Origin of the sequence: Bradyrhizobium sp. SZCCHNR1015 (assembly GCF_032489875.1) — a bacterium.
Classification (GTDB): domain Bacteria; phylum Pseudomonadota; class Alphaproteobacteria; order Rhizobiales; family Xanthobacteraceae; genus Bradyrhizobium.
In genome coordinates this window covers 168,480-194,865 of sequence record NZ_JAUEYW010000012.1, presented here as the reverse complement: position 1 = coordinate 194,865, position 26,386 = coordinate 168,480, and the positions used below count along the sequence as shown (strand labels likewise).

25 protein-coding genes are annotated in these 26,386 nt (G+C 66.8%); 16 read left to right on the top strand and 9 right to left on the bottom strand.

The genetic code is table 11. The features are described 5' to 3' along the window. The first annotated feature begins 216 nt into the window (after positions 1-216). From QX128_RS21370 to QX128_RS21360, 3 genes are read left to right on the top strand one after another with little or no spacing between them, the layout of a single operon-like run. A complete protein-coding gene (locus QX128_RS21370; RefSeq protein ID WP_316238447.1) occupies positions 217-1,170 on the top strand; it encodes an ABC transporter ATP-binding protein in 954 nt (317 codons plus the stop codon). Continuing rightward, entirely contained in the window at positions 1,163-4,099 is a 2,937-nt protein-coding gene (locus QX128_RS21365; protein ID WP_316238446.1) for a Gldg family protein, read from the top strand. The genes QX128_RS21370 and QX128_RS21365 overlap by 8 nt, the downstream gene beginning before the upstream one ends. After that, positions 4,096-5,244, top strand: coding sequence for a DUF4340 domain-containing protein (locus QX128_RS21360; RefSeq protein ID WP_316238445.1), 1,149 nt, complete (start codon positions 4,096-4,098; stop codon positions 5,242-5,244). The genes QX128_RS21365 and QX128_RS21360 overlap by 4 nt, the downstream gene beginning before the upstream one ends. Before the next feature lie 50 nt (positions 5,245-5,294). On the opposite strand, the gene QX128_RS21355 is transcribed toward QX128_RS21360, so the two are convergent. Both QX128_RS21355 and QX128_RS21350 read right to left on the bottom strand, forming a co-directional pair. Continuing rightward, positions 5,295-5,975: a hypothetical protein gene (locus QX128_RS21355; RefSeq protein ID WP_316238444.1), complete on the bottom strand. Its 681-nt coding sequence runs from the start codon at positions 5,973-5,975 to the stop codon at positions 5,295-5,297. Between the two features lie 8 nt (positions 5,976-5,983). Next, positions 5,984-6,979, bottom strand: a complete 996-nt coding sequence (locus QX128_RS21350) for a M23 family metallopeptidase (RefSeq protein WP_315804492.1) — start codon at positions 6,977-6,979, stop codon at positions 5,984-5,986. Positions 6,980-7,242: 263 nt separating this feature from the next. Here QX128_RS21350 and QX128_RS21345 point away from each other — a divergent pair, with 263 nt between their 5' ends. Beyond that, a complete protein-coding gene (locus QX128_RS21345; protein WP_315804491.1) occupies positions 7,243-7,722 on the top strand; it encodes a VOC family protein in 480 nt (159 codons plus the stop codon). Positions 7,723-7,761: 39 nt separating this feature from the next. On the opposite strand, the gene QX128_RS21340 is transcribed toward QX128_RS21345, so the two are convergent. Together QX128_RS21340 and QX128_RS21335 are read right to left on the bottom strand one after the other, a co-directional pair. Further along, the gene (locus QX128_RS21340; protein ID WP_315804490.1) at positions 7,762-8,481 is read right to left on the bottom strand and encodes a class I SAM-dependent methyltransferase; all 720 of its coding nucleotides are present in this window, start codon (positions 8,479-8,481) and stop codon (positions 7,762-7,764) included. A gap of 88 nt (positions 8,482-8,569) precedes the next feature. Then, positions 8,570-9,475 (bottom strand): LysR family transcriptional regulator, encoded by a 906-nt coding sequence (locus tag QX128_RS21335; RefSeq protein ID WP_315804489.1) that lies wholly within the window; start codon positions 9,473-9,475, stop codon positions 8,570-8,572. A 134-nt stretch (positions 9,476-9,609) separates the two neighbouring features. Here QX128_RS21335 and QX128_RS21330 point away from each other — a divergent pair, with 134 nt between their 5' ends. Then, positions 9,610-10,890, top strand: coding sequence for a gallate dioxygenase (locus tag QX128_RS21330; protein WP_316238443.1), 1,281 nt, complete (start codon positions 9,610-9,612; stop codon positions 10,888-10,890). Between the two features lie 42 nt (positions 10,891-10,932). Here QX128_RS21330 and QX128_RS21325 read toward each other — a convergent pair whose 3' ends face one another. Next, positions 10,933-12,096, bottom strand: a complete 1,164-nt coding sequence (locus tag QX128_RS21325) for a PcfJ domain-containing protein (RefSeq protein WP_316238442.1) — start codon at positions 12,094-12,096, stop codon at positions 10,933-10,935. 255 nt (positions 12,097-12,351) lie between these two features. Here QX128_RS21325 and QX128_RS21320 point away from each other — a divergent pair, with 255 nt between their 5' ends. The 6 genes from QX128_RS21320 (at position 12,352) to QX128_RS21295 (ending at position 16,826) form a co-directional block, all read left to right on the top strand. Then, positions 12,352-13,314: a PDR/VanB family oxidoreductase gene (locus QX128_RS21320; RefSeq protein WP_316177996.1), complete on the top strand. Its 963-nt coding sequence runs from the start codon at positions 12,352-12,354 to the stop codon at positions 13,312-13,314. Between the two features lie 12 nt (positions 13,315-13,326). Then, on the top strand, positions 13,327-13,530 hold the full coding sequence (locus tag QX128_RS21315) for a hypothetical protein (RefSeq protein ID WP_315804485.1): 204 nt from the start codon (positions 13,327-13,329) through the stop codon (positions 13,528-13,530). A 271-nt stretch (positions 13,531-13,801) separates the two neighbouring features. Continuing rightward, entirely contained in the window at positions 13,802-15,439 is a 1,638-nt protein-coding gene (locus QX128_RS21310; RefSeq protein WP_316238441.1) for a nitroreductase family protein, read from the top strand. A 65-nt stretch (positions 15,440-15,504) separates the two neighbouring features. Next, on the top strand, positions 15,505-16,248 hold the full coding sequence (locus tag QX128_RS21305) for an ankyrin repeat domain-containing protein (protein ID WP_316238498.1): 744 nt from the start codon (positions 15,505-15,507) through the stop codon (positions 16,246-16,248). Then, a complete protein-coding gene (locus QX128_RS21300) occupies positions 16,245-16,559 on the top strand; it encodes a hypothetical protein (RefSeq protein WP_316238440.1) in 315 nt (104 codons plus the stop codon). The genes QX128_RS21305 and QX128_RS21300 overlap by 4 nt, the downstream gene beginning before the upstream one ends. A 24-nt stretch (positions 16,560-16,583) precedes the next feature. Then, positions 16,584-16,826, top strand: a complete 243-nt coding sequence (locus QX128_RS21295; protein ID WP_316238439.1) for a hypothetical protein — start codon at positions 16,584-16,586, stop codon at positions 16,824-16,826. A 113-nt stretch (positions 16,827-16,939) separates the two neighbouring features. Here QX128_RS21295 and QX128_RS21290 read toward each other — a convergent pair whose 3' ends face one another. Continuing rightward, positions 16,940-17,389: a Rieske (2Fe-2S) protein gene (locus tag QX128_RS21290; RefSeq protein ID WP_316238438.1), complete on the bottom strand. Its 450-nt coding sequence runs from the start codon at positions 17,387-17,389 to the stop codon at positions 16,940-16,942. 191 nt (positions 17,390-17,580) lie between these two features. Between QX128_RS21290 and QX128_RS21285 the strand changes: the two genes are divergently transcribed. Then, a complete protein-coding gene (locus QX128_RS21285) occupies positions 17,581-18,225 on the top strand; it encodes a glutathione S-transferase family protein (protein ID WP_316238497.1) in 645 nt (214 codons plus the stop codon). On the opposite strand, the gene QX128_RS21280 is transcribed toward QX128_RS21285, so the two are convergent. Beyond that, a complete protein-coding gene (locus QX128_RS21280) occupies positions 18,226-19,944 on the bottom strand; it encodes an ATP-binding protein (RefSeq protein ID WP_316218644.1) in 1,719 nt (572 codons plus the stop codon). A gap of 25 nt (positions 19,945-19,969) precedes the next feature. Continuing rightward, a complete protein-coding gene (locus QX128_RS21275; protein WP_316238437.1) occupies positions 19,970-21,547 on the bottom strand; it encodes a flavin monoamine oxidase family protein in 1,578 nt (525 codons plus the stop codon). Positions 21,548-21,722: 175 nt separating this feature from the next. Here QX128_RS21275 and QX128_RS21270 point away from each other — a divergent pair, with 175 nt between their 5' ends. From QX128_RS21270 to QX128_RS21255, 4 genes are all read left to right on the top strand, one after another. After that, positions 21,723-22,127, top strand: coding sequence for a nuclear transport factor 2 family protein (locus QX128_RS21270; protein ID WP_315804532.1), 405 nt, complete (start codon positions 21,723-21,725; stop codon positions 22,125-22,127). Between the two features lie 277 nt (positions 22,128-22,404). Beyond that, positions 22,405-22,923, top strand: coding sequence for a hypothetical protein (locus QX128_RS21265; RefSeq protein WP_315804531.1), 519 nt, complete (start codon positions 22,405-22,407; stop codon positions 22,921-22,923). Positions 22,924-22,989: 66 nt separating this feature from the next. Beyond that, positions 22,990-23,181: a hypothetical protein gene (locus tag QX128_RS21260; protein WP_316238436.1), complete on the top strand. Its 192-nt coding sequence runs from the start codon at positions 22,990-22,992 to the stop codon at positions 23,179-23,181. A gap of 192 nt (positions 23,182-23,373) precedes the next feature. After that, entirely contained in the window at positions 23,374-24,993 is a 1,620-nt protein-coding gene (locus tag QX128_RS21255) for a rhodanese-like domain-containing protein (RefSeq protein WP_410053168.1), read from the top strand. Positions 24,994-25,177: 184 nt separating this feature from the next. Here the strand turns inward: QX128_RS21255 and mmsB are convergent, their stop codons facing one another. Further along, the gene (mmsB, locus tag QX128_RS21250; protein WP_315755454.1) at positions 25,178-26,368 is read right to left on the bottom strand and encodes a multiple monosaccharide ABC transporter permease; all 1,191 of its coding nucleotides are present in this window, start codon (positions 26,366-26,368) and stop codon (positions 25,178-25,180) included. Positions 26,369-26,386: the final 18 nt, after the last annotated feature.

The following is a 26,386-nucleotide window of genomic DNA, read 5'->3' as shown; positions in this document are numbered from 1 at the left end:
GTGCTCTTCCGGATGATGACTCCCCCCATCGCATAGGCCGGGCCGCTCTGAACCGCTGCGCTCGGCGCGCCGATCTCTCAGCTTCCATGCCGACGACCACCGGTTCGGTCGGCCCGATCCTCTCAGCTGCATCCGACGCGCGTGCCGCCGGTGATCGATCCTGCATGTCGATCAGGATCCGGCGCCGCGACGGCCAACTCAGGAGCGACACGTCACATGATCTCCGCCGAACACCTGACCCGCCAATACGGGTCATTCACCGCCGTCGACGACGTCTCCTTTGAGGTCGGCGACGGCGAGATCGTCGGCCTGCTCGGGCACAATGGCGCCGGCAAGACCACCATCATGAAAATGCTGACGGGCTATCTCGAGCCGACCGCCGGCACGGCGACCATTCATGGCCACGACATCGGCAGGCAGCGCCGGCAGGCGCAGGCACTGATCGGCTACCTGCCCGAGAATTGTCCGCTGTATCCCGAGATGACAGTGATCGAATTTCTCGACTACGCGGCGGAGCTGAGAGGAATCCCGCCGGGCGCCCGGGCGCAGGCGCTGCGCGATGCCATCGCCGCGACCGGCCTTGCGGAAAAGGCCACCGCGCCGATCGCGAGCCTGTCGCGCGGCTACCGGCAGCGCACCGGCGTCGCGCAGGCGATCCTGCACAAGCCGAAGATCGTGATCCTCGACGAGCCGACCAACGGCCTCGATCCGTCGCAGATCGCGCAGATGCGGGGATTGATCCGGGATCTCGCGAAGACAGCCACCGTGATCCTGTCGACCCATATCCTGCAGGAGGTGCGCGCCGTATGCGAGCGCGTGCTGGTGATCAACCGCGGCCGGCTGGCGCTCGACACAAGGATGAGCGATCTCGGCGGTCCCGGCCGGTTGCGTCTCGTCACCAGCGGGCCGCCAGAACTGGTCGAGCGGCTGGTCACGGGGCTTGGCCTCGTGACCAGCGTGGAGCGGCTGACCGCCGCCGAGCCCGGCCATGCCTATGCTCTCAACCTCAATGGCCACGCGGCGAGCGCCGTGGCGCCGGCGGTCGCCCGCGTCATCACCGACAACAAGCTCGATCTGTTCGCCCTGCATCCCGAACAGCGCGATCTCGAAACCCTGTTTGCCGACATCACCGGCGCCGGCGCGCCGACCCCGGAGGCCCTGCATGCATAACGTTCTTCGTATCGCTCGCAAGGAACTGGCCGTCTTCTTCGCCTCGCCTGCGGCCTTCATCTTCATGGCCGCGTTCCTCGCCGTCACCCTGTTCCTGTTCTTCTGGGTCGACCGCTTCTTCGCCCGCAACATCGCCGACGTCCGGCCGCTGTTCGAATGGATGCCGGTGCTGATGATCTTCATCGTGTCGGCCATCACGATGCGGATGTGGAGCGAGGAACGGCGCGCCGGCACGCTGGAGTTTCTGCTGACCTCGCCGGTCGCGCCGCTGCAGCTGGTGCTCGGCAAGTTCCTCGCCTGCCTCGCTTTGGTTGCGATCGCGCTGGCGCTGACGCTGCCGCTCCCGATCACGGTCTCCATGATCGGCCGGCTCGACTGGGGACCGGTGGCCGGCGGCTATCTCGCCGCGCTGGCCCTCGCCTCCGCCTACATCTCGATTGGCCTGTTCGTCAGCGCCCGCTCAGACAACCAGGTCATCAGCCTGATCGTCTCCACCCTGATCTGCGGCGCGTTCTATCTGCTCGGCTCCAACACGCTGACCTCGCTGACCGGCAACGAAGGCGGCGAGCTGCTGCGCCAGCTCGGGGCCGGGTCGCGCTTCGAGTCGATCGCCCGCGGCGTCATCGACCTGCGCGACCTCTATTACTATCTCAGCATCTTCGGCGTCTTCCTGGTGCTCAATCTCTATGTGCTGGAGAGCCTGCGCTGGTCGTCGCAGGGCCGCGCGCCGCAGCACCGGCGCTGGCGCATGGTGGCCGCGCTCACGGTGGCCAATCTCGTCGCGGTCAACCTGTGGCTCGGCCAGCTCCCGGCCGCACGGGCCGATCTCACCGCGGGACACATCTACTCGATCTCGGACGAGACAAGGAGCTATCTCGGCCAGCTGCAGGAGCCGCTGCTGATCCGGGGCTATTTCAGCGCCCAGACCCACCCGCTGCTGGCGCCGCTGGTGCCGCGGCTGCGCGATCTCCTGAAGGAGTACGAGATCGCAGGACAAGGCAAGGTCCGGGTCGAGTTCGTCGACCCGATGCAGAACGCCGCGCTCGAGGCGGAAGCCAACAAGCAGTACGGCATCCAGCCGGTGCCGTTCCAGACCTCGAGCAAGTATCAGGCGTCGGTGACTAACTCCTACTTCAACATCCTCGTCAAATATGGCGATGAATACACGACGCTCGGTTTCCGCGATCTCATCGAGGTCAAGGAGCGCGGTGACGGCGACAGCGAGCTCGACGTCAATCTGCGCAATCCCGAGTATACGATCACGCGCGCGATCAAGAAGGTGTTGAACGGCTATCGCGGCTCCGGCGACGTGCTGGCCGGCCTGCCGCAGCCGGTGACGCTCGAGGCCTATATCTCGGCCAAGAACCTGCCCGAGCCGCTCGCCAAGCTGAAGACCGCGCTGCAGGAGCTGATCAAGGACTACCAGAGCAAGACGCCGGGCAAGCTCGACGCGAAGATCGTCGATCCCGACGCCGATGGCGGACAGATCGCCAAGACCCTGCAGGACGAATACGGCCTCGAGCCGCTTTCGGTCGGCCTGCTCAACCCGAAACGCTTCTGGTTCCATTTGATCCTGAAGAGCGGCGACAAGACCGAGCAGATCCAGCTGCCGGAGCAGCTCGACAAGGACGGCTTGAAGCGCAACATCGACGCCGAGCTGAAGCGCTTCACGCCCGGCGCGCTGCGCACCGTCGCGCTGTACACCCCGCCGGCGCAGCAGCCGATGCCGCAGCTCGGCATCCCCGGCAGCAGTGGGCCGTCGTTCGATCTGCTGCAGCAGAAGCTGCAGGAGAACACGCTCGTCGACGCCACCCAGCTGAAGGATGGACGCGTTCCCGAACGCGCCGACATCCTGTTCGTCGCCTCGCCGCAGCAGCTCGATCAGAAGCAGCTGTTCGCCGTCGATCAGTTCCTGATGAAGGGGGGCACGGTGATCGTCGCCATCTCGCCCTATCAGCCGTCGCTGCGCGGCAATCTCGACGTGACCAAGACGCCGTCCGGCCTGGAGGACTGGCTGGCGTTCCAGGGCGTGAAGGTCGGCGACAGCATGGTGCTCGACCGCCAGAACGCCTCGTTCCCGATCCCGAGCGAGCGCGACGTCGGCGGCGGCATCAAGGTGCGGCAGATCCGGCTGATGGACTACCCGTTCTTCGCCGACATCCGCAGCGACGGGCTGGCGCAGGGCGCGGCACCCTCGGCCGGCACCCAGCAGCTGACGCTGTCCTGGGCCTCGCCATTGACGATCGACGCCGACAAGGTCGGCAAGAAGCGAAAGATCGTCGATCTGATCCAGAGCTCGCCGCATTCATGGACCGCCAAGACGACCAACGTCGTGCCGGACTTCAAGGCGCATCCCGACACCGGCTTCCCTCCTGCCGACAAGCAGGGGCGCCAGCTGCTCGGGGCCATGATGGAGGGCGAGTTCACGTCGTTCTTCGCCGGCAAGCCATCGCCTCTCGCCAAGGACGCTGCTGAGCCCAAACCCGACGCAAAGGCTGATGCAAAGCCCGATGACGCGGCGAAGACGGCGGCTGCCGACGCCAAGCCCAGCATCACCGGCGTGATCTCCCGCTCGCCCGAAAGCGCTCGGCTGATCGTGATCGGCTCGGGCACTTTCCTGTCGGACGACGTGCTGCAACTCGCCTCCAGCGTCGACCGCACGCAATATCTGGCACCGCTCGACTTCGCCCAGAACCTGGTCGACTGGTCGCTGGAGGACCGCGGGCTGCTGGCGCTGCGCAGCCGCGGCGGCCAGTTCTCGCGCACGCTCGCCCCGATGCAGAGCGGCGGCCAGATGTTCTGGGAATACCTGAACTATGCGCTCGCGCTCGCAGGGCTCGCCCTCGTCTACATCGTGCGCCGCGCGCTGCGGCTCGGCGCCCAACGGAGATATCTCAACATGCTCGGCATCGCGGAGGCGCGGACATGAAAGGGCTTCCCATCCTGCTCACGGCGCTGCTGGGTGGCCAGCTCGCGCTGGCTGTCACCTTCGCGGTCAACCGTTCCGATCATGCCGCGTTCGACGCCAAGGAGCCGCTGGTCGCGTTCGCGCCGGCCAAGGTCGATCAGGTCGCGATCGACGACGATGCCGGCCACACCGTCACGCTCGCGCGCAAGGACGGCAAATGGGTGATCCCCGCCTTGGCCGACTTTCCCGCCGACACGACGAAGGTCAATGGCCTGCTCGACCGCATCGCCGGCCTGAAGAAGGGCTGGCCGATCGCGAAGACCGATGCCGCGGCCGAGCGCTTCAAGGTCACCGAAAAGGTTCATGAGCGCCGCGTGGTGCTGACGAGCGGCGGCAGCCGGATCGGCGAGCTGCTGGTCGGGACCTCGCCGGCCTATCGCCAGGTGCATGTCCGTGCCGGCGATGCCTCTCCGGTCTACGCCGTCGAGCTGGCGACCTACGACATCGGCGCGGAGCCCAGCGCCTGGATGCAGCACGACATGCTGGACACGCCGCGCGACAAGATCGCCAGCGTCAATGTCGGCGACGTCACCATCGATGGCAAGGACGGCAAGTTCACGCTGGCGGGGCTCGGCAAGGACGAGAAGCCGCGGCCCGACAAGATCGACGCCCTGGTCAGCGCGATGGCGCATCCCCCCTTCGATAACGTGCGCGGCAAGGGCAAGGCGGCGCTGGCGCAGACGGATGCGCCCGACGTCACCGTCACGCTGAAGCGGACCGATGGAAGCGAGCTGACCTATCGCTACAAGAAGGACGCCGGTGGGGGCTATCTGTTCACGCGGTCGGCGGAGGACTATCTCTTCCATGTCAACGCCGACGCCGCCGCGCCGGTCGTGCAGGCCACGCGCGCGGCATTGATCGAGCCGCCGAAACCGGACAAGGCGCCGGACGCCAAGAGCTCGAACGACAACAGCTCGAACAATAAGAGTTCGGACAACAAGGGCGCAGACGCCAAGAACCCTGATGACAACGTTAAGAAGGCCGAGACCTCAGGCACCAAGACGGATCAGGCGCCGACAGCGTCAGAGGCTGTTCCGCCGTCATCCCATGACGCCGAGCAGGCCGCTCACGGCGGCGCGGAACCGCCAAAGTCGCCCGGCGGCTAGCGTACCGCGATGCGCAAATCCGGCTTCGCTGCGCAATCAGTGGAGCCGGATCACGACTTCCCAACACGGATCGACATCACCCGTCCGCCCTTGAGCTCGAAGGAGAACGCATGCGGCGGATAGGTCCAGAGCTCGACGCCCTTCAATTCGCTCGGCTCGAAATGGTTGGGCTGGCCGAACACCTTCACCAGATCGTCGGTGGCGGCGCCGAGACCGACGCTGCTGAGCTCGTAGCCCGGAGCCGTCGTGGTGCCGTCGCCGGTGACCTGCAGCGCGACGATCTTATCGGCGGCCACGGTGACCACGAAATAAGGATAGTGCTCGCGCTGGCCGACGAAGTAGATCCAGGCGACCTTGTCCTGCGCCTGCTTCAAGGTGCGGTGGGGCTGCCCGAGCGCAGCGGTCGCCGTGTCAGCACCGTCGCCGACCACCAGCGGGCCCAGCCGCATGCAGGCGCGCGCCATGACTGCGAGCAACAGCTCCTGTGACAGCTCGCGCGGCGGGGTCACGACGCAGCCGAAGCCGGCGCCGACGCGCTTCCATTCGCCGCGCAGGTCCTTCAGATCGGCAGGAACGGCTGGCGCCGGTGGTGAGGGCGCCGGACGTGCCGGCGGCGGCGACGCCGGTCGCGGCGCCGATTGTGCATGCGCCGATGGCGAGAGCCACCCGGTCAGCATCGCCGCGGCGATCCCCACAAGCACCGCTTGAATGCGGCCCCCAGTCTTCACCATGTCGACGCCTACTTCCCACGCTTGCCCAGACCGCCAAAGGCGTCGGGATCGAACTTCCTCGGATCCACCGGCTCGTAGCGTGACCACTCCATGTCGGCAATCCCGTCGTATTGCTTAGTCCACCCGGAATCCACCGTCGCGTTGCCTTGCGCAACGGGCCGCAACTCGAAATGCATGATCTTGCCGGGGCCGGCCTCGGCGATCTTCTCGCCGCGCTTGAAGCGCGCGCCGACGGCCGGCATCTCGCCTTTGCCATCGACCAGACGACCGAGATGGGCATAACGGGTGAAGAGGACAGCGCCGTTCGGATAGCTGTGCTTGAGCACGACGTAGCGCCCGCAGCCGCCGACAAGCGGCAGGTCAGCGGGCGCCTGATCGGCCGCCTCCACCTTGACCACGACGCCATCCTCCATCACCCCGATCGGTGCCCCCTCCGTCCCGGCGTCGACATCGATACCGGGATGATCGCGCAGCGACCAGCAGCCGCACGAGGCCATTCCGGCTTCGGACGGCTGCTGCTGAGCCGGCGCGGCTGGCTGCACCGTCTGGAATTCGTTGACCAGCAGTCCGGGTCCCTCGGCGGAGGTGTAGATGTGGACGGCATAGAGCGTCAGCTTGCCGCCGACCTTCACCTCGCGCGGCAGGAAGCCATAAACGATGTCCTGCACGAAAACCTTGAGCTCCCGCCCCTTGGATGAACGCACCGTGATGCAATTCGAGACGCCGAGCTTCTCGACCTGGTCGAAGCCCGACATCGCCATCGACTTCTTCAAGAACCCCGTCTGACATGGACCCCCGGCACTCGCGAGGATGACCTCGAGCTTGAACGGCGCACCCGTCTTGATGTCGACACCCTTGGCCGGGCGCGGCAGCGCCAGAAGGTCGTCGAGACCGGCCTCCTTGTAGCGGGCGTAGTCGAACGCGGCTTCGGCGCGGTGGCCGCTGAGGACCACCAATGCCAGCAGGGTGAACACACCCCGGCGCGCGGCACGCGTGACGCTCATCTCACCACCCCCACTCACCGGTCGATCCCCCCGCGAGCCTACACGACAGGGCCGCACCCCGGCTACAACTGCTGCGTGATGAAGAATCCGCCGCGCAGGCCGGCCACAAAAAGTTCGTCCAAGGCAGATCATGATGTCGGATCGCGGCCGGCGGCTGCGTCCTTGGATCAAGCCGGATCGCGACGAGCCGGCGCGATCACAACCCCGAGCGCCGCGTCGTGAACCAGCGCGCGGCCTGCACTGAAATGGAAGGAAGCCCTGCCATGGCAAAGCCCAAGAACACGATCTGTCTGTGGTTCGACAAGGACGCAGAGGCCGCCGCGCGCTTCTATGCCGAGCTGTTTCCGGACAGCAAAGTGACGGCAGTCCATCGCGCGCCGGGTGACTACCCTTCCGGCAAGGCTGGCGACGTGCTCACGGTGGAATTCACCGTCTGCGGCATCCCCTGTCTCGGCCTCAATGGCGGACCTGCGTTCACCCACAACGAATCCTTCTCGTTCCAGATCGCCACCGATGATCAGGCGGAGACGGACCGCTATTGGACTGCCATCGTCGGCAATGGCGGCCAGGAAAGCCAGTGCGGCTGGTGCAAGGACAAATGGGGCATCTCCTGGCAGATCACGCCGCGCGCGCTCACCGATGCGATGACCGAAGGCGGCGCCGCCGCCAAGCGCGTCTTCGGCGCGATGATGACGATGAAGAAGATCGACGTTGCAGCAATCGAGGCGGCCCGGCGCGGGTGACGCCCGCGCGAAGCCGGAGCGCGTCGCGGCGTTCCGGCCCTACGGGCGCAAGCAGCGCAGATGGAGGAACAGCGGCACGCGCAGCCAGCGCCGGCTGCTGTCGCGGGTGATCGCCGCTTCGGGGATCGACGGCTCGCGCAGCGCCTCGATCAGGAAGCCCGCCTCCTCCAACGCCGCAAAATAGCGCTGCAGAGGACGATGCGCGCTGTGAAAGATGATGCTGAAGCCGTCGCGCTCCATCGGATCGCTGTAGTTGAAGGAGTCCAGGTAGCTCCCCTGGATCACGAACGGCGCGTCCGGCGCCAGGCTGGCGAAGCGGCCGGCCGAATTGAGCGGATGGACGATCGCCATGCACAGCCGGCCGCCGGGCCTCAGCACTCGCGCCGCCTCGCGCACTGCGGCCGGCATCGCATCGACGTCCTGCAGCGACATGAAGGCGATCGCGAGATCTGCGCAGGCATCGGCCAGCGGCAGCGATGCCGCATCGGCGCGCACGACGGAGATGGCGGGATCGGCGGCGCGCGCCGCCGCGATCAGCGAGGGCGAAGCGTCGATGCCGATCACCCTGTGCCCCGAGGCGTTGAGATGACGCGACAACCGGCCCTCGCCGCAGCCGATGTCGAGCGTCAGCGCACCCGGCCCCGGCAGCAGGCTGGTGAACTGCTCGCGATGATGACGCCAGAAGCTGTCATGGCCCGGCGCCCTCGCCCAGGCGAGCCACTGGGCGGCCTGATCTTCCCATTGCTGGCGCAGATTCATGGCGGCTCTCGTAAGAGGTCAACTCAAGAGCCGCGCGTCTTAGACCTCTTTCCGGGGCCTGTCATGTGACGTTTTGGCAGCAGCCCGCTCAACCGCGCGCGGACGGGCTGCAGATCTCCTCGAGAAAATCGAGGAAGGCGCGGGCGCGCGAGGAGATCAGCTTGCGGCTCGGAAAGATCGCGGTGAGCTGCGCGGCGCGGGTGTCGAACACGACCCCCCTGCCGATCTCGACCAGCCGGCCTTCGCCGAGCAGCTCGACGCAATAGTGCTCCGGCAGAAAGGAAATGCCGGCGCCGTGGGCGACGGCGCGGCGCACCGCCAGCGGATTGTTGATGCGGGCGACATGCGCCCCGACGTCGAAGCGGACGAGATGACCATGCTGCTTGATCACCAGGGTGCGGTCGCCGTAGCGGCGCTCGCAGATCATGAGATGGCGCTCAAGCGCGCGGACGTCCTCGCCGATGTCGTGCGCGGCGAGATAAGCGGGGCTGGTCACCCAGATCAGGCGGCCGCCGATCAGCACCTTCTGCGCCAGCTCGGAATTCTCCTGCACGCCGACCACGACCGCGATGTCGAAGCGGTCGGCCAGCATGTCGATCGCGCGCGTCGTCGCCTCGACGTCGAGCTCGATCCGGGGATAGCGGCGGTGGAATTCGGCGAGCTGCGGCGCCAGGATCTCCTCGCAGAACGCCGGCGGCAGCGCCACCGAGAGCCGGCCGCTGGGGACGCCGGAGAGCCCGGTCATGACCGCGTCGGCCTCCGAGACCTGGTCCAGGATCTTCTGACATTGCTGGAAGAACAGCTCGCCCTCGCGGGTCACCCGGACGCGCCGCGAGTTGCGGTCGAACAGCCGGATGCCGAGATCCTGCTCGAGTCGGGCGACCGATTTGCTGACCGAGGATTTCGGCATGCCCAGCGACCGCGCGGCACCGGTCATGCCGCCGGTCGCCACCACCGCATGGAACACCGGAATGTCCTCGATCCGCCATTTCATCCTAGGGCTCTCGTTCATCGAGAGAAACGATCCGTGCACGTTAGCATGATTGTCTAGCATGGGAAACTTCGTAAGGTCGGCCCCGGCGCGGCCGCGGGTGACAGTCAGCCGCGGCCCATTCCGCGGAGGGACACATGGCCCGGATCATCGGCGGCATCGGCGCATCGCACTCGCCCACCATCGGCTTCGCACTCGACACCAACAAGCAGAGCGACCCTGCCTGGAAGCCGATCTTCGACGGCTTCGCGGCGGTGCGCGACTGGGTGAAGCGCAAGGACATCGACGTCCTGTTCATGATCTACAATGATCACATCACCTCGTTCTTCTTCGATCACTACTCGGCGTTCGCGCTCGGCATAGACGACCGCTATGTCGCGGCCGACGAGGGCGGCGGACCGCGCGACGTGCCGCCGGCGAAGGGGCATCTCGGCCTGTCGCAGCACATTGCGATGGCGATGGTCGCCGACGAGTTCGACATGTCGTTCTTCCAGGGCAAGCCGGTCGATCACGGCCTGCTGTCGCCGCTGTCGATGATGGGCGATGCCAGCGGCCCGTGGCCGGGCCGCGTGGTGCCGCTTCAGGTCGGCGTGCTGCAGCTGCCGATCCCCAATGCGAAGCGGATGTGGAAGCTGGGCAAGACGCTGCGCAAGGCGATCGAGAGCTATCCGGAGGATCTGAAAGTCGCCATCTTCGCCACCGGCGGGCTGTCGCACCAGGTGCATGGCGAGCGTGCCGGCTTTCTCAACGAGGACTGGGACAACGAATTCCTCGATCTGCTGGAAAAGGACCCGGAGCGGCTCACGGCGATGCGGATCGCCGATTATGCGGTCAAGGGGGGCATGGAAGGCGCCGAGGTGATCATGTGGCTGATCATGCGTGGTGCGCTGTCGGACAAGGTGAGGCTCGTGCACAGGCAGACCTACGCGCCGTCGGTGACCAACATCGCGACCCTGGTGTTCGAGGATCTCGGCGGCGCGCCGGATCCGCGGGAGGTCGCGACCTATCGCGCGCATATCGGACACGAGTTCGCGGGCGCCGAGACGCTGGCTGGCACCTATCCGTTCACGCATCGCCGCAGCCAGGCCAATTTCCGCATCAACGACTTCCTGCACCGGCTCGTGATCCCCGCGCATCGCAAGAGATTTGTTGAGGAATTCGACGCGCTCGCGGACGAGTACGAGCTCACGGGCGAGGAGCGCGAGCTCATCAAGAACCGCCGCTGGATCGAGATGATCAGGCGGGGCGTCAGCTTCTTCGTGCTGGAGAAGATGGCCGCGGTGATCGGCGTCTCCAACCCGGAGGTCTACGCAGCCTTCCGCGGCGAGACCCTGGAGGCGTTCCTCAAGACCCGCAAGGTGCCGATGCGCTATTCCGTCGCCGGCGGCGCCAAGGCGGATGCGATCGACGCGCATTGACTGGCGCGCACGACCTGCGCCGCCCGGAACGGGCGACGCAGATCATGTCTCCGGCAGGTCGATGCCGCGCGCCTTGGCCCAGCGCTCCAGCACCTTGCGCTCACCGGCGTGAGCCACGCGGTTGGCGAAGCCACGCACCTGCACCGCGCGGCGCTGCCGATCGAGCTCGATCGTCAGCAGCCGCTGCGCCGCGCCGCCATGGCGATGCCGCAGCGACCAGATCGAGGAATGGCCGGCGATGCACCTCGTCGCGTAGCTCGACACGCAGTGACGCATGGCCCTGGACTCAGCGACGAGGTCCTCCGCGGTCCGCAGCTGCGTGATCACATATTCGTCACGCTTGGCGAAGGCCTTGGCCGACGGACTCCACGACCAGTCCGCGAGTTGCGCGCCCGGCCAATGCGCCGCAAGCTCCGCCGCCTGCGCTGCCGAACAGTGACGCGCCATCTCGGCACGCCGGCGCGCCGCCTCGATGCGGGCGATCACCGCGAGATCGCGGTGCCATTCCCGCGCCAGCCGGCGCAGCGCCGCGAGCGAGCGGCCCTTGAGGCTGAACGCCCGCTCGCGCCGGCGACGATCGGCGATGTAGTCGCAGAGATCGTCGATCTCCTCGACAGTGGTCGGCTGCGCGCAGAAGAACTGCGCCGCCTCGCGCCAGAACGCGTGCTCGCCGCGCGGCGTCCGCGCGATCCGGGACCGGGTGATCCGCGACACGATCGCCGGATCGCCCGTGTAGGACCGCGCGATCGCCTGCCAGATCGCCTCGTCGAAGCCGACCTGCCCGAAAGGATGGAGGAAGCCGTGAACCTCCTTTCGCGACAGGAACGCCGACGCGCCAGCCTTGTACAGCGAGCCGCCACCGGCTGCCGCGATGTACCAGCGCTTGCGACGGACGATCTCGTCGTGGCCGAGCCCCGACGCCTCGATCCAGATCTGCTCCAGATGCGAAGGCACGGGATAGCGCGCGAACAGATGCCGCGCCGCCGCCAGCCGCAGGCGCGCGGCATCGCGCGTCTTGAGCTGCGGCTTCCAGCTCTCGGGATCCCGGATGATGTCGGCTTCGAAGCCACGCCCCGCCTCGCGGATCGCATTGCGCAGATCCGGCGGCGGCCGCGTCGGCCGTGCCGCGCGGCGCAGCGTCAGCTCATAGGCTTCAACCCGCGCGCGCTCGGCCTCCTGCCGTCGTGCAATCGATGACTTTGCCATTGTCGTTCAACATGATCGAGAAACTATCAGCCGGACGCACTGCGGGCGTCGGCACGGATCGTGTCGCGCACAGTGGATTCGACATGGCTGATGGCCTCTCGCGTTGAACGCTGTCGGAGTTGAAACGGGCGACGCTGATACATCCAATCTGCAGCGAGCACAAGCGGAAAAGCCGCCGCGCTCCGCGGCGAACGCGGTTTGGCCTCGCCCTTGCATCGGTTTCTCATGAGCCGGCTCGCAAGATGGAGTTGTCAGATGTCCGACAGCCTGCACACGGTCGTCGTGGCCAAGAAGGCCATCGAGGCGCACAACATGGCCTCGTTCGAGCTCGTTCCGGCGGACGATCAGCCGCTGCCGGGCTTCACCCCCGGCAGCCATATCGACGTCACATTGCCGAATGGACTGACGCGGCAATATTCACTGCTGAACAGCGCCTCAGAGCGCAACCGCTACTGCATCGGCGTGTGGAAGGACGGCAACAGCCGCGGCGGCTCCAAGGCGCTGCATCTCGACATCAACGAGGGCGACCGGCTGCAGGTCAGCCGCCCGCGCAACCGCTTCAAGATCCCCAAGGACACCAAGCGCGCCTTGCTCGTGGCGCGTGGCATCGGCGTGACGCCGATCCTGTCGATCGCCGACACGCTGAAGGCCAAGACCATCCCGTTCGAGCTGCACTACGTGTTCGCGCTGATGTCGCCGGACTCGTTCCGCGGCACCATCGAGGCGTCGCGTTTCGCCGAAGACACCAGATACTACAAGGAATCCAGCGAGGACAATCAGTTGCTGAAGGCCGCCGAGCTGCTGGCCGACCGACCCGACGACACGCAACTGTTCATCTGCGGCGTCGACTGGTGGATGGATCCGATCATCGCGCTCGCCAGGCAGAAGGGCTTTGCCGAGGAGCGCATCCATGTCGAGCGGTTCACCGCCAAGGCGGCGGCCGCGCTGCTCGACAAGGTGTTCGACGTCACCATCAAGAGCACCGGCGCGACCTTCAAGATCCCCGGCGACAAGACCGTCACCGCCTTTCTCGAGGAGAACGGCGTCAAGATCGCGACCTCCTGCGAGCAAGGGATGTGCGGCACCTGCAAGACACGGGTGATCGACGGCGAGATCGATCATCGCGACAAGCGCCTCTCCGCGGCCCAGCGCGCCGAGGGCTATTTCCTGCCGTGCGTGTCGCGCGCCAAGGGCGACCGGCTGGTGCTCGATCTCTAGCAGGCATCCGCCGTGACCAGCGAGACCGATCTGTGGCAGACCGCGTGGATCATCGCCCAACAGCACGGGACCGAGGGGCCGGCGTTCGCGGCCCGCATGGCCGACAGCTTCAAGCTCGGCCACAAGCTCGCCGCGCATCGGGCGTGGCTGTCGATCGCGGCCAAGGTCACCGTGCTGATCGACGCCAGCGCATCGGCCGGCGCGCACCGGCATTGAAATGTCGAGAAGCCCACAGTTCCGGTCGCGCTGTTCGGAATCGGACACGCTCTCCCGTCGCGTCACTCCGAGACGATGCGCAGCGAGGCGCTTGGATTCCAGATCCACCGGCCGTGGCGATGAGCTCCGAGCCCGCGCCCGACCGGCGCATTCCAAAATGACGATGCGGAGGCAGTTGCGGCCGTTCGGAACGGTTCTCGCTCCGCCCGACGCCGTTACCGAGCGACCGTCCAACATGCGCGACCGCGCAGGTCGCGCCTTGTGAGGAAGCATGTCCGTGTCATCGTCCGGCACGGCGGACGTCCCAGCCGCCGCCGACATCGCGTTGGCCTATCACGCCCGCACCAAGCACAGTCTCAAGCGCTATGCGGCGGGACCCGAGACGCTGGACTGGGACGCGCAGCCGAATCCGTTCCGCGAGTTCGCCGGCAGCCCTCGGCTGCATCTGCCGCTGACCTCGGACCGTCTCGCCGTGAGCTTCGCCGAGGCCTGCGACGCCACGGCGCCGGTCCAGCCGTTGACGATCGACCGCGTCGTGCTGCTGCTCGAACTGTCGTTCGGACTGGCCGCATGGAAGGAGCTTGGCCCGGACCGCTGGGCGCTGCGCTGCAATCCCTCCAGCGGCAATCTGCATCCGACCGAGGCCTATGTCATCGCGGAGAACGTGCCGGGGCTCAGCGACGGTCTTCACCACTATGTCAGCCGCGATCACGCGCTTGAGCAACGTTGCCGTCGCGGCAGGACATCGCCCGGCGAGCCGCGACTGTGGCTCGCGCTGTCCTCGATCCATTGGCGCGAGGCGTGGAAATATGGCGAGCGCGCGTTCCGCTACTGCCAGCTCGACCTCGGACATGCGATCGGCGCCGTCAGCTACGCCGCCGCTGCGCTGGGCTGGAGCGCGCACGTGATCGACGGCATCGACAGCGCGCAACTCGCAGCACTGATGGGACTCGATCGCGCGGATGATTTCGCCGGCGTCGAGACCGAGGACGCCGATGTGCTGCTCGCGATCGTGCCGCGCGATGCGCGCTCGCGGCCGCCGATGCCATCGCCGGCCGAGATCGACGACAGTTGGAAGGGCCAGGCGAACCGGCTCGATCGCCATCCGCTCTATCGCTGGCCCGTCATCCCCGAGGTGAGCACGGCCACGGCCGGTGCGGCGCAGGATGCTGTCTCCGTTCCGTCGCAGTGCCCGCCGCTGCCGCGGCGGTCAGGCGCGCGCGCGGCCGAGCTCATTCTCGGCCGGCGCAGCGCGCAGCGCTTCGACGCCAGATTCACGATGGACCTCGCAGCGTTCCTTCACCTTCTCGACGCGCTGCTGCCGCGCGCCACGCCGCCATGGACCGTCTGGCCATTCGCGCCACGGCTGCATCCGCTGCTGTTCGTCCACCGCGTCGACGGCCTCACGCCCGGGCTCTATGCGCTACCGCGCAACGGCGAGGCGGAGAGCAGCCTGCGGCGCGCGCTGCGTCCCGACTTCGACTGGCAGCACGTCGAGCGCGCAGCCGACCATCTGCCGTTGTTCCGGCTGCTGCCGACCGACAGCCGCGGCGTGATCCGCACCGCGAGCTGTCACCAGGCGATCGCGGGCGATAGCTGCTTTGCGATGGCGATGCTCGCCGAGTTCACGCCTGCCGTGAGCGACCATCCGTGGCGCTATCGGCAACTGCATTGGGAGGCCGGCCTGATCGGCCACGTACTCTACCTTGAAGCCGAAGCGGCGGGCCTGCGCGGCACCGGCATCGGCTGCTTCTTCGACGACTCCGTGCACGAGATGCTCGGCGTCGTCGCAGCCGATTTCCAGACGCTCTACCACTTCACCGTCGGCCGTGCCCTGACCGATGACCGCATCACGACACTGGCCGCCTATCCGGGCCGCACACGCAACGAAGCGGGAGTCCTGCGATGAGACCGCGCATTCCGTTCCAGCGCATCGACGTCGACCACGCGGCCGAGCTGCTGCAGCGCGACGACGTGCTGCGCTTCGACGTCCGCGACCCCGCCTCGTTCAACGCGGCGCACATGGCCGGCGCGCAGCATCTGACCCAGCGCAATCTCTCCGAGATCATCGCCGGCACGACCAAGCGCGCGCCGGTCCTGATCTACTGCTATCACGGCAACGCCAGCCAGGAGTATGCGCAGACCTTCTCCGATTTCGGCTTCGCGGAGGTCTATAGCCTCGACGGCGGCTATGAGGCGTGGCGCCAGCGCTATCCCGTGCGGAGCGGCGCGGCGAACGTCGGTTCGACCCTGGCGGCGTGGCTCGCCGCCGAAGGCTTTCCCGCCGACGATGTCGACGCCATCATCGCCAATCGCACCACACCGCTGATGAAGGCGGCACATCTCGGCAACGTCGCCGTCATCCGCGAACTGCTCGCTGCCGGCGCCGACGTCACCGCCAGGAACGCCGACGGCAACAACGCATTGTGGCTCGCCTGCGTCGGCCGGCATCTCGCCGCCATCGACGCGCTGATCGAGGCCGGCATCGATCTCGACAACAGCAACGACAATGGTGCCACCGCGCTGATGTATGCGTCGTCCTCCGGCAAGGCCGACGTAGTCGCGCATCTGCTGGCCAAGGGCGCGGACATCAGCACCGAGACGCTGGACGGCTTTTCCGCGCTCGACATGGCCGCCTCGCTCGAATGCCTCACCTTGCTGCGCCGCGCCGCCAAAGCGGCGGCGTTGCAGGCGGTCCCGCCCGAGGCCCGGCCATGAGCGTCATCGAGCACGATTTCGGCATGCAGCAGCGCCAGGTCGAACGCCGGTTTCGGACGCTGCTCAGCCTCGATGCGCTGCACGAGGCCAATATCCGTGCCAATCCCATTCCCTATCTGGAGCGCGCCAGCGAGCGCATCTATCAGCTCGAGAAGGCCCTGTTCGAGGCGATGCAGGCGGTGACGGCCGCGATCGATGACGGCGGCGAGATGGTCAGCATCGGCAAGGCCGAGCATCAGCGCCTGCGGCAATGCCGGGAGATCGTCGAGCGCGCCTATGCGCAACTGGTCGCCGATCAGCCCGAAACCTGAGGCAACGACGAAATGGAGATCGAAATGTCGAGTGACGGCTTCTTCGTGGACTGGGACGGCAATCTGCGCAGTGCCGCCGATCCCGGCGGCGGCTATCTTTGCGACATCGACACGGTCGCACGCTATGTCGCGGTGACGACGAAGAACGGCACGCTGGTGCACGAGGCGACTTTCTTCAAGACGACGGCCGATGTCGAGAAAGCCGGCATCAAGGCGCCGCTGGTGCCCGGAAGTCATCCGTGGGGAACGAAGGCGGATGGGTTCTGAGCCCCGTCAACGTGACGACGTCGTTGCGAGCGAAGCAATCCAGAACAACGCGCGCGGCCCTGGATTGCTTCGTCGCTTCGCTTCAGGCAATGACGGGCGGATGGACGAATGCCTCAGTCCGGATGGATCATGATCTCCATGGTCTCGTCGAGATCGTCGAATGGATCGGGGAAGCTGACGTCCTCCACCAGCGCCACGCCGCACAGGCAGACCTCGCCGTCGATGACGGCGAGCGCGATCGGCTCCAGGCTCTGGCCCTCGCAATTGCCGCTGGTGCACAATCCGGTGTCGATCTCGAAGATCGCGCCGTGCCGGCCACAGCGCAGCATCGTGCGCTCCGCGTTGAAGAATTGGCCGCTGCCGATGTTCAGCCATTTGCCTTCGTGCGGGCAGCTGTTGACATAGCCGACGAAACCGCCGGACACGGTATGGATGATCACGATCGGAAACGGCCGCGCCTCGCCATTGTCGCCGATCCGCGACAGGCTGAACGCCCTGGCTTCAGCCGGCGCGATGCTCGTCGTCGGACAGATGACGAAGACTTCCGGCTCACGTTCCGTCATGCGCGACGCTCCCTCAACGAGGCGACGGAGCTGCGGGACCGTGAAGAGTCTCCTGTCGCAAACCTGACGGCAGCGGCCCGAACTGGCGGGCCTCGGCGCGTCACTCTCGATCTGTCCCGATCCTTGCATGAAGCATGCCGCCTGCGCTGAGACCGCGCGCGATGTCGGCTTGGAGACAAATGATGGCCGCGATGAAGTTCTACATGACGCCGGGATCGTGCTCGACCGGCATCCACATCATCCTCGAAGAGCTCGAGGAGGTGTTCGAGGCCCATGTCGTCAATCTCCCGGCCGGAGACAATTTCAAACCCGATTATGTGGCCATCAACCCGAAATCGACGATTCCGGCGCTGGTGCGCAGCGACGGCAGTGTGCTGACGGAAGTGCCGGCGATCGCCTATTGGCTCGGCCGCTCGCGGCCACGCGCCGGATTATGGCCTTCGGATATCGAGACCGAAACGCGGCTGCTCGAAGCCATGAGCTACATTGCCGGTACCGTGCATGGCCACGGCTTCGCGCGCATTTTTGCGACGCCGACCTTCAGCCGCAACGAGGCCGACCAGGAGTCCGTGCGCGCGCTCGGCCGCAACATCGTCGTGAAAGGCTTCGCAGTGCTCGACAAGATGCTCGGCACGCGGCCCTATCTCGGCGGCGAATTCTCCGTGGCGGATCCGATCCTGTTCTACGTCGCGTTCTGGGCCGACAAGACCGGCATTGCGCTGCCGGCCAACCTGCTCGCGCACTACCGGCGGATGCTGGCGCGGCCGGTCGTGCAGCGGGTGCTGCGCGAGGAAGGCTACAATCCGGCGACGCTGGGGAAGACGACGACGCCGTGACTACTCCGCGGCTTCCGGCAGCAGCGCGTGGTCTCCGAGATCGATGCCGCGGAAGATGGCGCAGCGGCGGAAGACCTCGATGGTCGGACGGACGCCCTTGTGGTGGCAGTATTTGGCGACCAGCTTGGCCAGCCCCTTGATGTCGCGGCCCGAGGCACCCGGGAACGTCTCCACCAGCGGCTCCACCAGGCCGGCATCGATCTTCAAGCCGAACTGCTCGCACATCACCCGCCAGATCCGGCCGCGCGCTGCGGCGTCCGGCGCCTGGAACTTGATCAACGCAATGCAGCGCGACACGATGGCTTCGTCGATGTCGTCGATGCGGTTCGTCGTGAGGAACAACAGCCCATTGAAATATTCCAGCACGCGCAGGAACACGCCGACGACGGCATTCATCGTCATGTCGTCCTCGCGCCGCTTGATGTAGACGTCGGCCTCGTCGATCAGCATGACCGCGCCCCAGCGCTGCGCCCGGGTCAGCGCATCCTTCAGCGCGCCCTCCATTGCCGCGACGTTCAGCCCGAGCTGGCCGGAATGCACGCGATAGAGCGGCCGGCCGATGATCTCGGCGTAGACCTCCGCCGTCAGCGTCTTGCCGACCCCGGGCGGGCCTGCGCACAGCACCGTAGTGCCGCCCGACTTGCCGGCGACGATGTCGTCCATCAGCAGGTCCATCTCGGCCGTGAGAATGTCGATCAGGTCGGTCTGCTCCTCCGGCAGCACCAGCTTCTGCTTGAGCTCGGGCTGATAGGCGTAAGGCACCATGTCGTCGGCGTGCACCCAGAGATAATGGTGCAGGTCGAGATGGAACATCAGCATGTAGGGATGGACGGGGATCTTGCAGAAGAGGCCCTTCGGGATCGCCGCCCTGGAGTCCGCGACCTCCTGCTCGGCATCATAGAGATTGCTCTTGGCGGCCTTGCGCAGGTACTGCCCGAGAATGTCGCCGGTGACCTCGAGCGTCAGCGCCCGCTCGGTGAGAACGCCCTCGTCGTTGACGAGGCGCGCGCTGCCGCCGCCCGACGACAGCACGATCACGTCCTTGCGCGACCAGTCCATGTCGCGATGCGAGGAGTTCGGATCATCGGCGAAGAAGCCGATGCCGCGGCCGGAGAACTGCGCGCCATAGCGGCCGCGCCAGGCGAAGTACCGCTCGGCCGTCTCATCGTAGGCGGATATCAGCTCGGGCGTCTCCTTGAGGAAGCCCTTGGCGGCGAAGATCTCGGCGACCGTCCTGCCGACGATGTCGCCGGCGGAGATGCGCAAGGTGGACGTGGTGATCGCGCCCTTGGCATTGGCCTTGAGCTCGATGAAGACACGGCCGGCCTCGTCGTTCGACGGCGCTGTGTAGTCGAGCCGCGTCACGACATAGGGCAACGGACGGCTGGCGACGTTGGCGGTGAACATCCAGCCGCGGATGGCGCCCGAGATCAGGTAGCGCGCAATCGCCGGCAGCACCGATTCCAGCTCGTGCTCGGCGAAGCGGGCGCCGGAATCGGCAAAGGCGCGCTGCAGGGTCGCGATCTGCGCCGCACGGGCGTGCCATTCGGGACCGGCCTTCTGGTAGCTGTCGCGCAGGAAGTCGAGCTCGGCGGTCGCGAGCTGCGCCACGTCGACCTCGACCCTGTCGCCGAAGCGCAACTGCTCCTTCAGCGAGGCGAGGTGCGGAAAGGCCGCCGCCATCGCCTCGATGGTCGGACGTTCGATCTGCAGCTTCATGGTTCGCATCTCGATGCCGCCCCACTCACGACGGCACTCTCGTCGGCGGGCGCATCGCCGCGTCCGCCTTCGCCAGCAGCAGACGGTTCGCGGCGAGCGAGAATTCCTGCCAGGCGGCGGCGATGTCGCGCAGGATCGTCTGCACATAATCCTTCGACGGCTTGTGCTCGAACGGAAAGTTCGACAGCGCGCAGGACGTGCGGTTGAAGGCTATGGCATCGTCGAGCAGCGACTGCATGACATCGCGAAACGGCTTCTGGATCTCCGGCATCAGGACGGAGCGTCCGCGCTCGACGGCAACGTCGCGCATGTCGAAGGTCAGTGCGTCCAGCACCTGCAGCGCCGCAGCGAACACCTGCTCGGTGGCTCCGAGAAGAGCGAGCTGGGTCAGTTGCTCGCGCTGCTGCGCGGCGAGGCCGCGATTGAGCCGCTGCCGATAGTCGTCGAACGCGGCGTCACGCTGCGCGGCGACCCAGGCGCCGAACCAGGCGAGGCTCGCGGCGTTGCCCGACAGCCCGTCGCCGGTCGCGGCGACCGCGCGCGGCGCGGCGGTCTCGCCGATGCCCCGGGCGATCGCGCGCTCGATGCGCCTGGCGGCGTTCAGCGCGCCTTCGAGATAGCCGGCCGCGTGGCTTGCGGTTTCAGCGCCGCCAAGATGCAGCCGCCCGTCCCACAGCGCCCGCCGCAGCATCGGATTGGCGATCTCGCTGTGCTCGCCGCGTGGCGTGGTGCGATCCAGTGCGCTGCAGGTGAAGCGCTCGGCCGCCCAGTCCTGGTAGTGCTGCTCGCCGCCTTCCAGCGCGGAGCCGAACAACTGCACCATCTGGCTGTCCATCAGCAACGGCAGCCCGACGCTGAAGGCCGCGCGCAGATCGGGCGAGAATGCGAGGAAGCCGCCGAGCGCAGCGCGGTCGCCGCCCGCATCGCAGGCATCGAAGATCTCGCCGATCACGGCCTGCTCGTGGCTGACGAACGCATTGCCGGACCGGCCCTGGTCGCGCCAATGCGCCTGGTCGTAGGCGATCACGACCTTGGCCTGCGCCGCCATCCAGGTCTCGGCGCCACGCATCGCCTCGAAGGTCGCGTCGTCCAGCTCGGGAAAGAAGCCGACGTGGTCGATCAGCAGCCGCGGCGGCAGCGCGAGCACGGCGCGCCTGGCCTCGATCGCGACCGATTCCGTTGCTGTGGCGAAGATCAGCCGCACATGCGTGCCGCAGTCGACGATGCGCATCAGCTCATGGCCGAGATGGATGAAGGGCTGCGGCAGATCGCGTGCCAGCGCCTCGATCAATTTCGCCATGCCGCCGGAGAGCCGGCGCGCGCCCTGGTGGACCGGCGGCCCGCCGATCTGCTCGGCCGGCTTGTCCGCCTCTCTCAGATGAAGATGCGTGCCATCATCGTGCTGGGCAAAGTCAGACAGGCCGAGCTCCGCGACCAGGCCGGCGAGCAGCGGCTGGGTGTCCGGCCAGAACCAGGTCGGGCCGAGGTCCAGCGCAAGCCCGCCCTTGCTCCTGGCCGACAGCACCCGCCCGCCCAGGCGATGTCGGGCTTCGAACAAAGCGAACGTGCTGCCGCGCTGCTGCAGGCTGCGCGCGAGTGCCATTCCGCACAATCCACCTCCGACAATGGCCGTTTCGAGCATGGCAGGACCTCGGCTGATGCGTTGCGATCGCGTCTCGACCGGGTCCTGCAAAAAGCTTGCAAGTTTTTGCAGGCGCGCGCGTGTGCGTTTCCAAACATTGCTTGATTTTCGCAACGGCTTGGCTCACCTCATCACAATGAGCGACGAGCGCGAGATCCTGGCCGCCAATGCGGCCTTCTATGCTGCCTTCACGGACGGTGATTTCGCGGCGCTCGTCGCCCTCTGGGCCGATCGCGACGGTATCTCCTGCATTCATCCCGGCTGGCCGGCGATCGTCGGCCGCGCCGCCGTGATCGGCAGCTGGCGCGATATCCTCGCCAACCCGGGCCGGCCGAACATCGTCTGTGCGGATCCGCACGCGATCGTCAGCGGCGATCATGGTCACGTGCTCTGCATCGAGCTGGTGGATGGCGCGGCGCTCGCCGCGGCCAATCACTTTGCGCGCATCGACGGCGCCTGGCGGATGATCCACCACCAATCCAGCCCGATCGCGCAGCTCGCGACACCGGAAGACGACGCCGACGGCCATCGCCTCCACTGATCGTCGCATCTGGCACGAAACTTGATGTGTCCTCCCTGACCGGCAGCAATGTCGGAGATTGTTGATTTTCGTCGCGTCGGATTCGGACCGGATGTCCGTCTCCACGCAAGGCGATCTGCGAAGGCTGCGACCAGCAGTGTGCAGATGCCGACGGGAGACACGGGATGGCACGCGTTCTGACCGCCTATCTGAAGCGCAGCGATGTGCCGACGCGCACAGCGTTGCAGCACGCCATCGACCTCACGTTCGGCCAGGCGCGGGGAGCACTGGGATGAACATCACGGCTCCGCTACAGCCGACCGCGATCCACGCCGTTCCCGCCGAGCTCTGCGACTGCGGCTTCCGCTTGCTGATGATCAGGCAGTTCAACGTCGGTGCCGTGCCGCCGGCGTTCGCCATCATCGATCAGCGCGTCATGCGGATGCCGCAACGGCTCGGACGCCACGGCGTGTCGTTTGCCGCGACGTTCCTGCCCGAGGTGATGGCGTGGCTGATCGATCACCTCGGCCGTCCCTCGCTGCATGATGAGACCGGCCGCTCCTATCGCAATCCGCGCTGGCCGGTGGTGTGCTGGCATGACCAGGAACGCTACTGGCCGAGCGGCGCAGTCACGGTCGAGTGGTTCGCCGAGGTCGCGTTCCAGGATCACGCCTCTTGGATGGCGTTCCGTACCCATTGGCATGACGACCTGATGGGACGGAATGGCGACGTTCACGCCTCCGGTGGAGAAGCAGAGCTGTGCGACGAACGCGCAGCGGGAAAGGAATTTGCCGGCGAGGCGTTACAGCGAGCATGATTTGTCAAAGTCGGGGCGACGGCATCAACGGCCCTTGTCCAGGCAGTCCTGCCGCGTGATAGTCGAGTGGCCACAGCAGTTGCGGAGGATCTCGTGCGCTACGTCTCGTGGTTTGAAGGCTGGCTCGGCAGCTTCCGTTCCGAGCGCATGTCGGAGCAGAGAACGACCGGACGAAACGCCGCCGTTCTTCCGCGGCGGTCCGCCGGGCTCTCGAGCGAGGACCTGTTCTACATCGCCATGCTGGGACCGCACGTCTGACCGGCGCTGCTGCCGAGCGCAACCAGGCACGGCGGGCTGGACAAACGGCCGCCATGCCGCCACACAGGTGCGACATCCCATGCGCCCCGCCCCGGGCTGCGCACCGTGATTGCCGCTCCATGCCGCAGGTCTGCTCTACGGACGCATGAACGGTTCCGGAAGCCGCGGCGGAGCTCACCTGCGGACTCCCGAATGACATCGCCGACGCCTTCTCACCTGTCCCCGAATGCATCTGATCAGCCGCGCCTGATGGCCTCGACCGAACTGCGGCGGCGCTGGCGCGCCGGCGAGGAGGTTGCGCTGCTCGACGTCCGCGAGGAAGGCCCCTACTCGCTGTCGCACCCGTTCTTCGCGGTGTCGCTGCCGCTGTCGCAGATCGAGCTGCGGATCCTCGATCTCGTGCCGCGGCTGGATGTGCCTGTCGTCGTCTATGACGACGGCGAAGGCTATGCCGCGCGCGCGGTGCTGCGCATCCGGGCGCTGGGCTACACCGACGTGTCGGTCCTCGACGGCGGGCTGTCGGGCTATGCGCGCCATGGCGAGGTGTTCCGCGACGTCAACGTGCCGAGCAAGGCGTTTGGCGAACTGGTCGAGGCGATCAGGCACACGCCGTCGCTGTCGGCCGACGAAGCCAAGGCCCTGATCGAGCGCGAGTCGAACCTGGTCGTGCTCGATGCCCGCCGCTTCGAGGAATACCGCACCATGAGCATTCCGCGCGGGGTCAGCGTCCCTGGCGGCGAGCTGGCGTTCCGGGCGCGCGAGCTCGCGCCGTCGCCCGACACCACGATCATCGTCAACTGCGCCGGGCGCACGCGCTCGATCATCGGCACGCAGTCGCTGATCAATGCCGGGCTGCCGAACAGGATCTACGCGCTGCGCAACGGCACGATCGGCTGGACGCTGGCCGGCCATCAGGTCGAACGCGGCAGGACCGCGCGCATGCTGGAGCGGCCAGCGGCGAGCTACGCGACCGCGCTGGCTGATGCCAAGGCCTGGGCCGAGCGCGTCGGCGTCGGCGTGCTGGATGCCGCGACCTTCGCGCGCCATCAGGCCGAGGCCGGGACGCGCACGCTGTATTGCCTCGACGTTCGCACGCCCGAGGAATATGCCAGCTCGCATCCAGCCGGCTTCGCGTCGGCGCCGGGCGGCCAGCTCGTGCAGGCGATCGACGAATGGGTCGGCGTGCGCGGCGCCCGCCTGGTGCTGTTCGATGATGACGGCGTGCGCGCGCGCATGACGGCGTCGTGGCTCAAGCAGATGGGCTGGGACGTGTCGGTCGTGGGACCGGATGTCGTTGCAGCCACCGAAACCGAAATCCGCGCCGCACGCCGGCCGCCGCTGCCGCAACTTGGCGAAGCGACCATCAGCGCCGAGCAACTCGCGGCCGATCCCGCGGCGTGGACCGTCGTCGATCTCACACGCAGTCCGGGCTACAAGGCCGGGCACATTCCGCGCGCACATTTCGTGCTCGCGTCGCGCTTTGCCGACGATCTCGCCAAGCTGCCGGGCAACGGTCCGCTCGTGCTGACCAGCGACGATGGCGCCGAGGCGGCTTTCGCGCTGGCCGCTGCACGCGCTGTGACACACCGCGAACTCCGCGTTCTCTCGGGCGGTACGCGGGCGTGGGTCGCTGCCGGGTATGCGTTGGACACGGAGCGGCACGCATGGATCTCGCCTGCCGACGACGTCTACAAGCGGCCCTATGAGGGCACCGACAACGCGGCGGAAGCGATGCAGGCCTATATCGACTGGGAGCTGCAGCTCGTCGCCCAGCTCGCCAACGACAGCGTGTCGAATTTCCACGTGGTGTAGGTCGGCGACGGACTCGACCTCGTCATTCCGGGGCGCCCGCAGGGCGAGCCCGAAATCCACTTCACCGGGGAGCATGAGGACAGATGGATTCCGGGCTCGCGCGACGCGCGCCCGGAATGACGATTGCGGATGCCGAAGAGCCTCGGCTAAGAGGCTCTGTCAGAGAATGTGCGGCATATAGCGCTCAACGGCGCTGGTTGTAGACGTCGATGCAGACGGCGCCGAGCAGCACCAGGCCCTTGATGACCTGCTGATAGTCGATGCCGATGCCGAGGATGGACATGCCGTTGTTCATCACGCCCATGATCATGGCGCCGATGACAGCGCCGCCGACCCGCCCCACGCCGCCATAGGCCGAGGCGCCACCGATGAAGCACGCCGCGATGACGTCGAGCTCAAACCCGAGACCGGCCTTCGGCGTCGCCGTGTTGAGACGCGCGGCAAAGATCAGGCCGGCCAGTGCCGCCAGCACACCCATGTTGACGAAGGTCATGAACACCAGCCGCTCGGTCTTGATGCCCGACAGCTTGGCGGCCTTGGCGTTGCCGCCGACCGCATAGATCTGCCGGCCGACCACGGTGCGGCGGGTCATGAAGCCGTAGAGCGCGATCAGCGCGGTCATGATGACCAGCACGTTGGGCAGGCCGCGATGCGAGGCGATCAGGTAGGTGAAATACATCAGGGCGCCGGCCAGCACGACGTTCTTGGCAGCGAAGAATCCGAACGGCTCGACCTCGATGCCGTGCTCCACCTCGCGCGCGCGGCCCTTGACGCTGGCATAGACCAGGATGAGCGTCAGCACCGCCCCGATCGCGAGCGAGGTGGGATAAAGGTGCGCCGCGCTCGGCATGAACTCAGGGATGAAGCCGGACGACAGCTTCTGGAACGTGCCCGGGAACGGCCCGACCGACTGCCCCTGCAGCAGCGCCAGCGCCAGCCCCTTGAACACCAGCATGCCCGCCAGGGTCACGATGAAGGAGGGAATGCCGAAATAGGCCACCCAATAGCCCTGCGCGGCGCCGATCGCGGCGCCGACGATCAGGCAGGCAATGATCGCGAGCGGGAAGTCGACGTGATAGCGCACCATCAGCACGGCGGCGACCGCGCCGACGAAGCCCGCGACCGAGCCGACCGACAGGTCGATGTGCCCGGTGACGATCACCAGCAGCATGCCCAGCGCCATGATGACGATGTAGCTGTTCTGCAGCACCAGGTTGGTGAGGTTGAGCGGCTGCAGCAGGGTGCCGTCCGTCATGAACTGGAAGAACAGCATGATCACGAACAGCGACAGCAGCATGCCGTAGCTGCGCAGATTGTTCTTCAGGAAGCCGCTGTGCGACTTCTCCTCCGGGAGCGAAACCGTCTTGTCGGTCATTGCTGGCGTCCTCCCGGC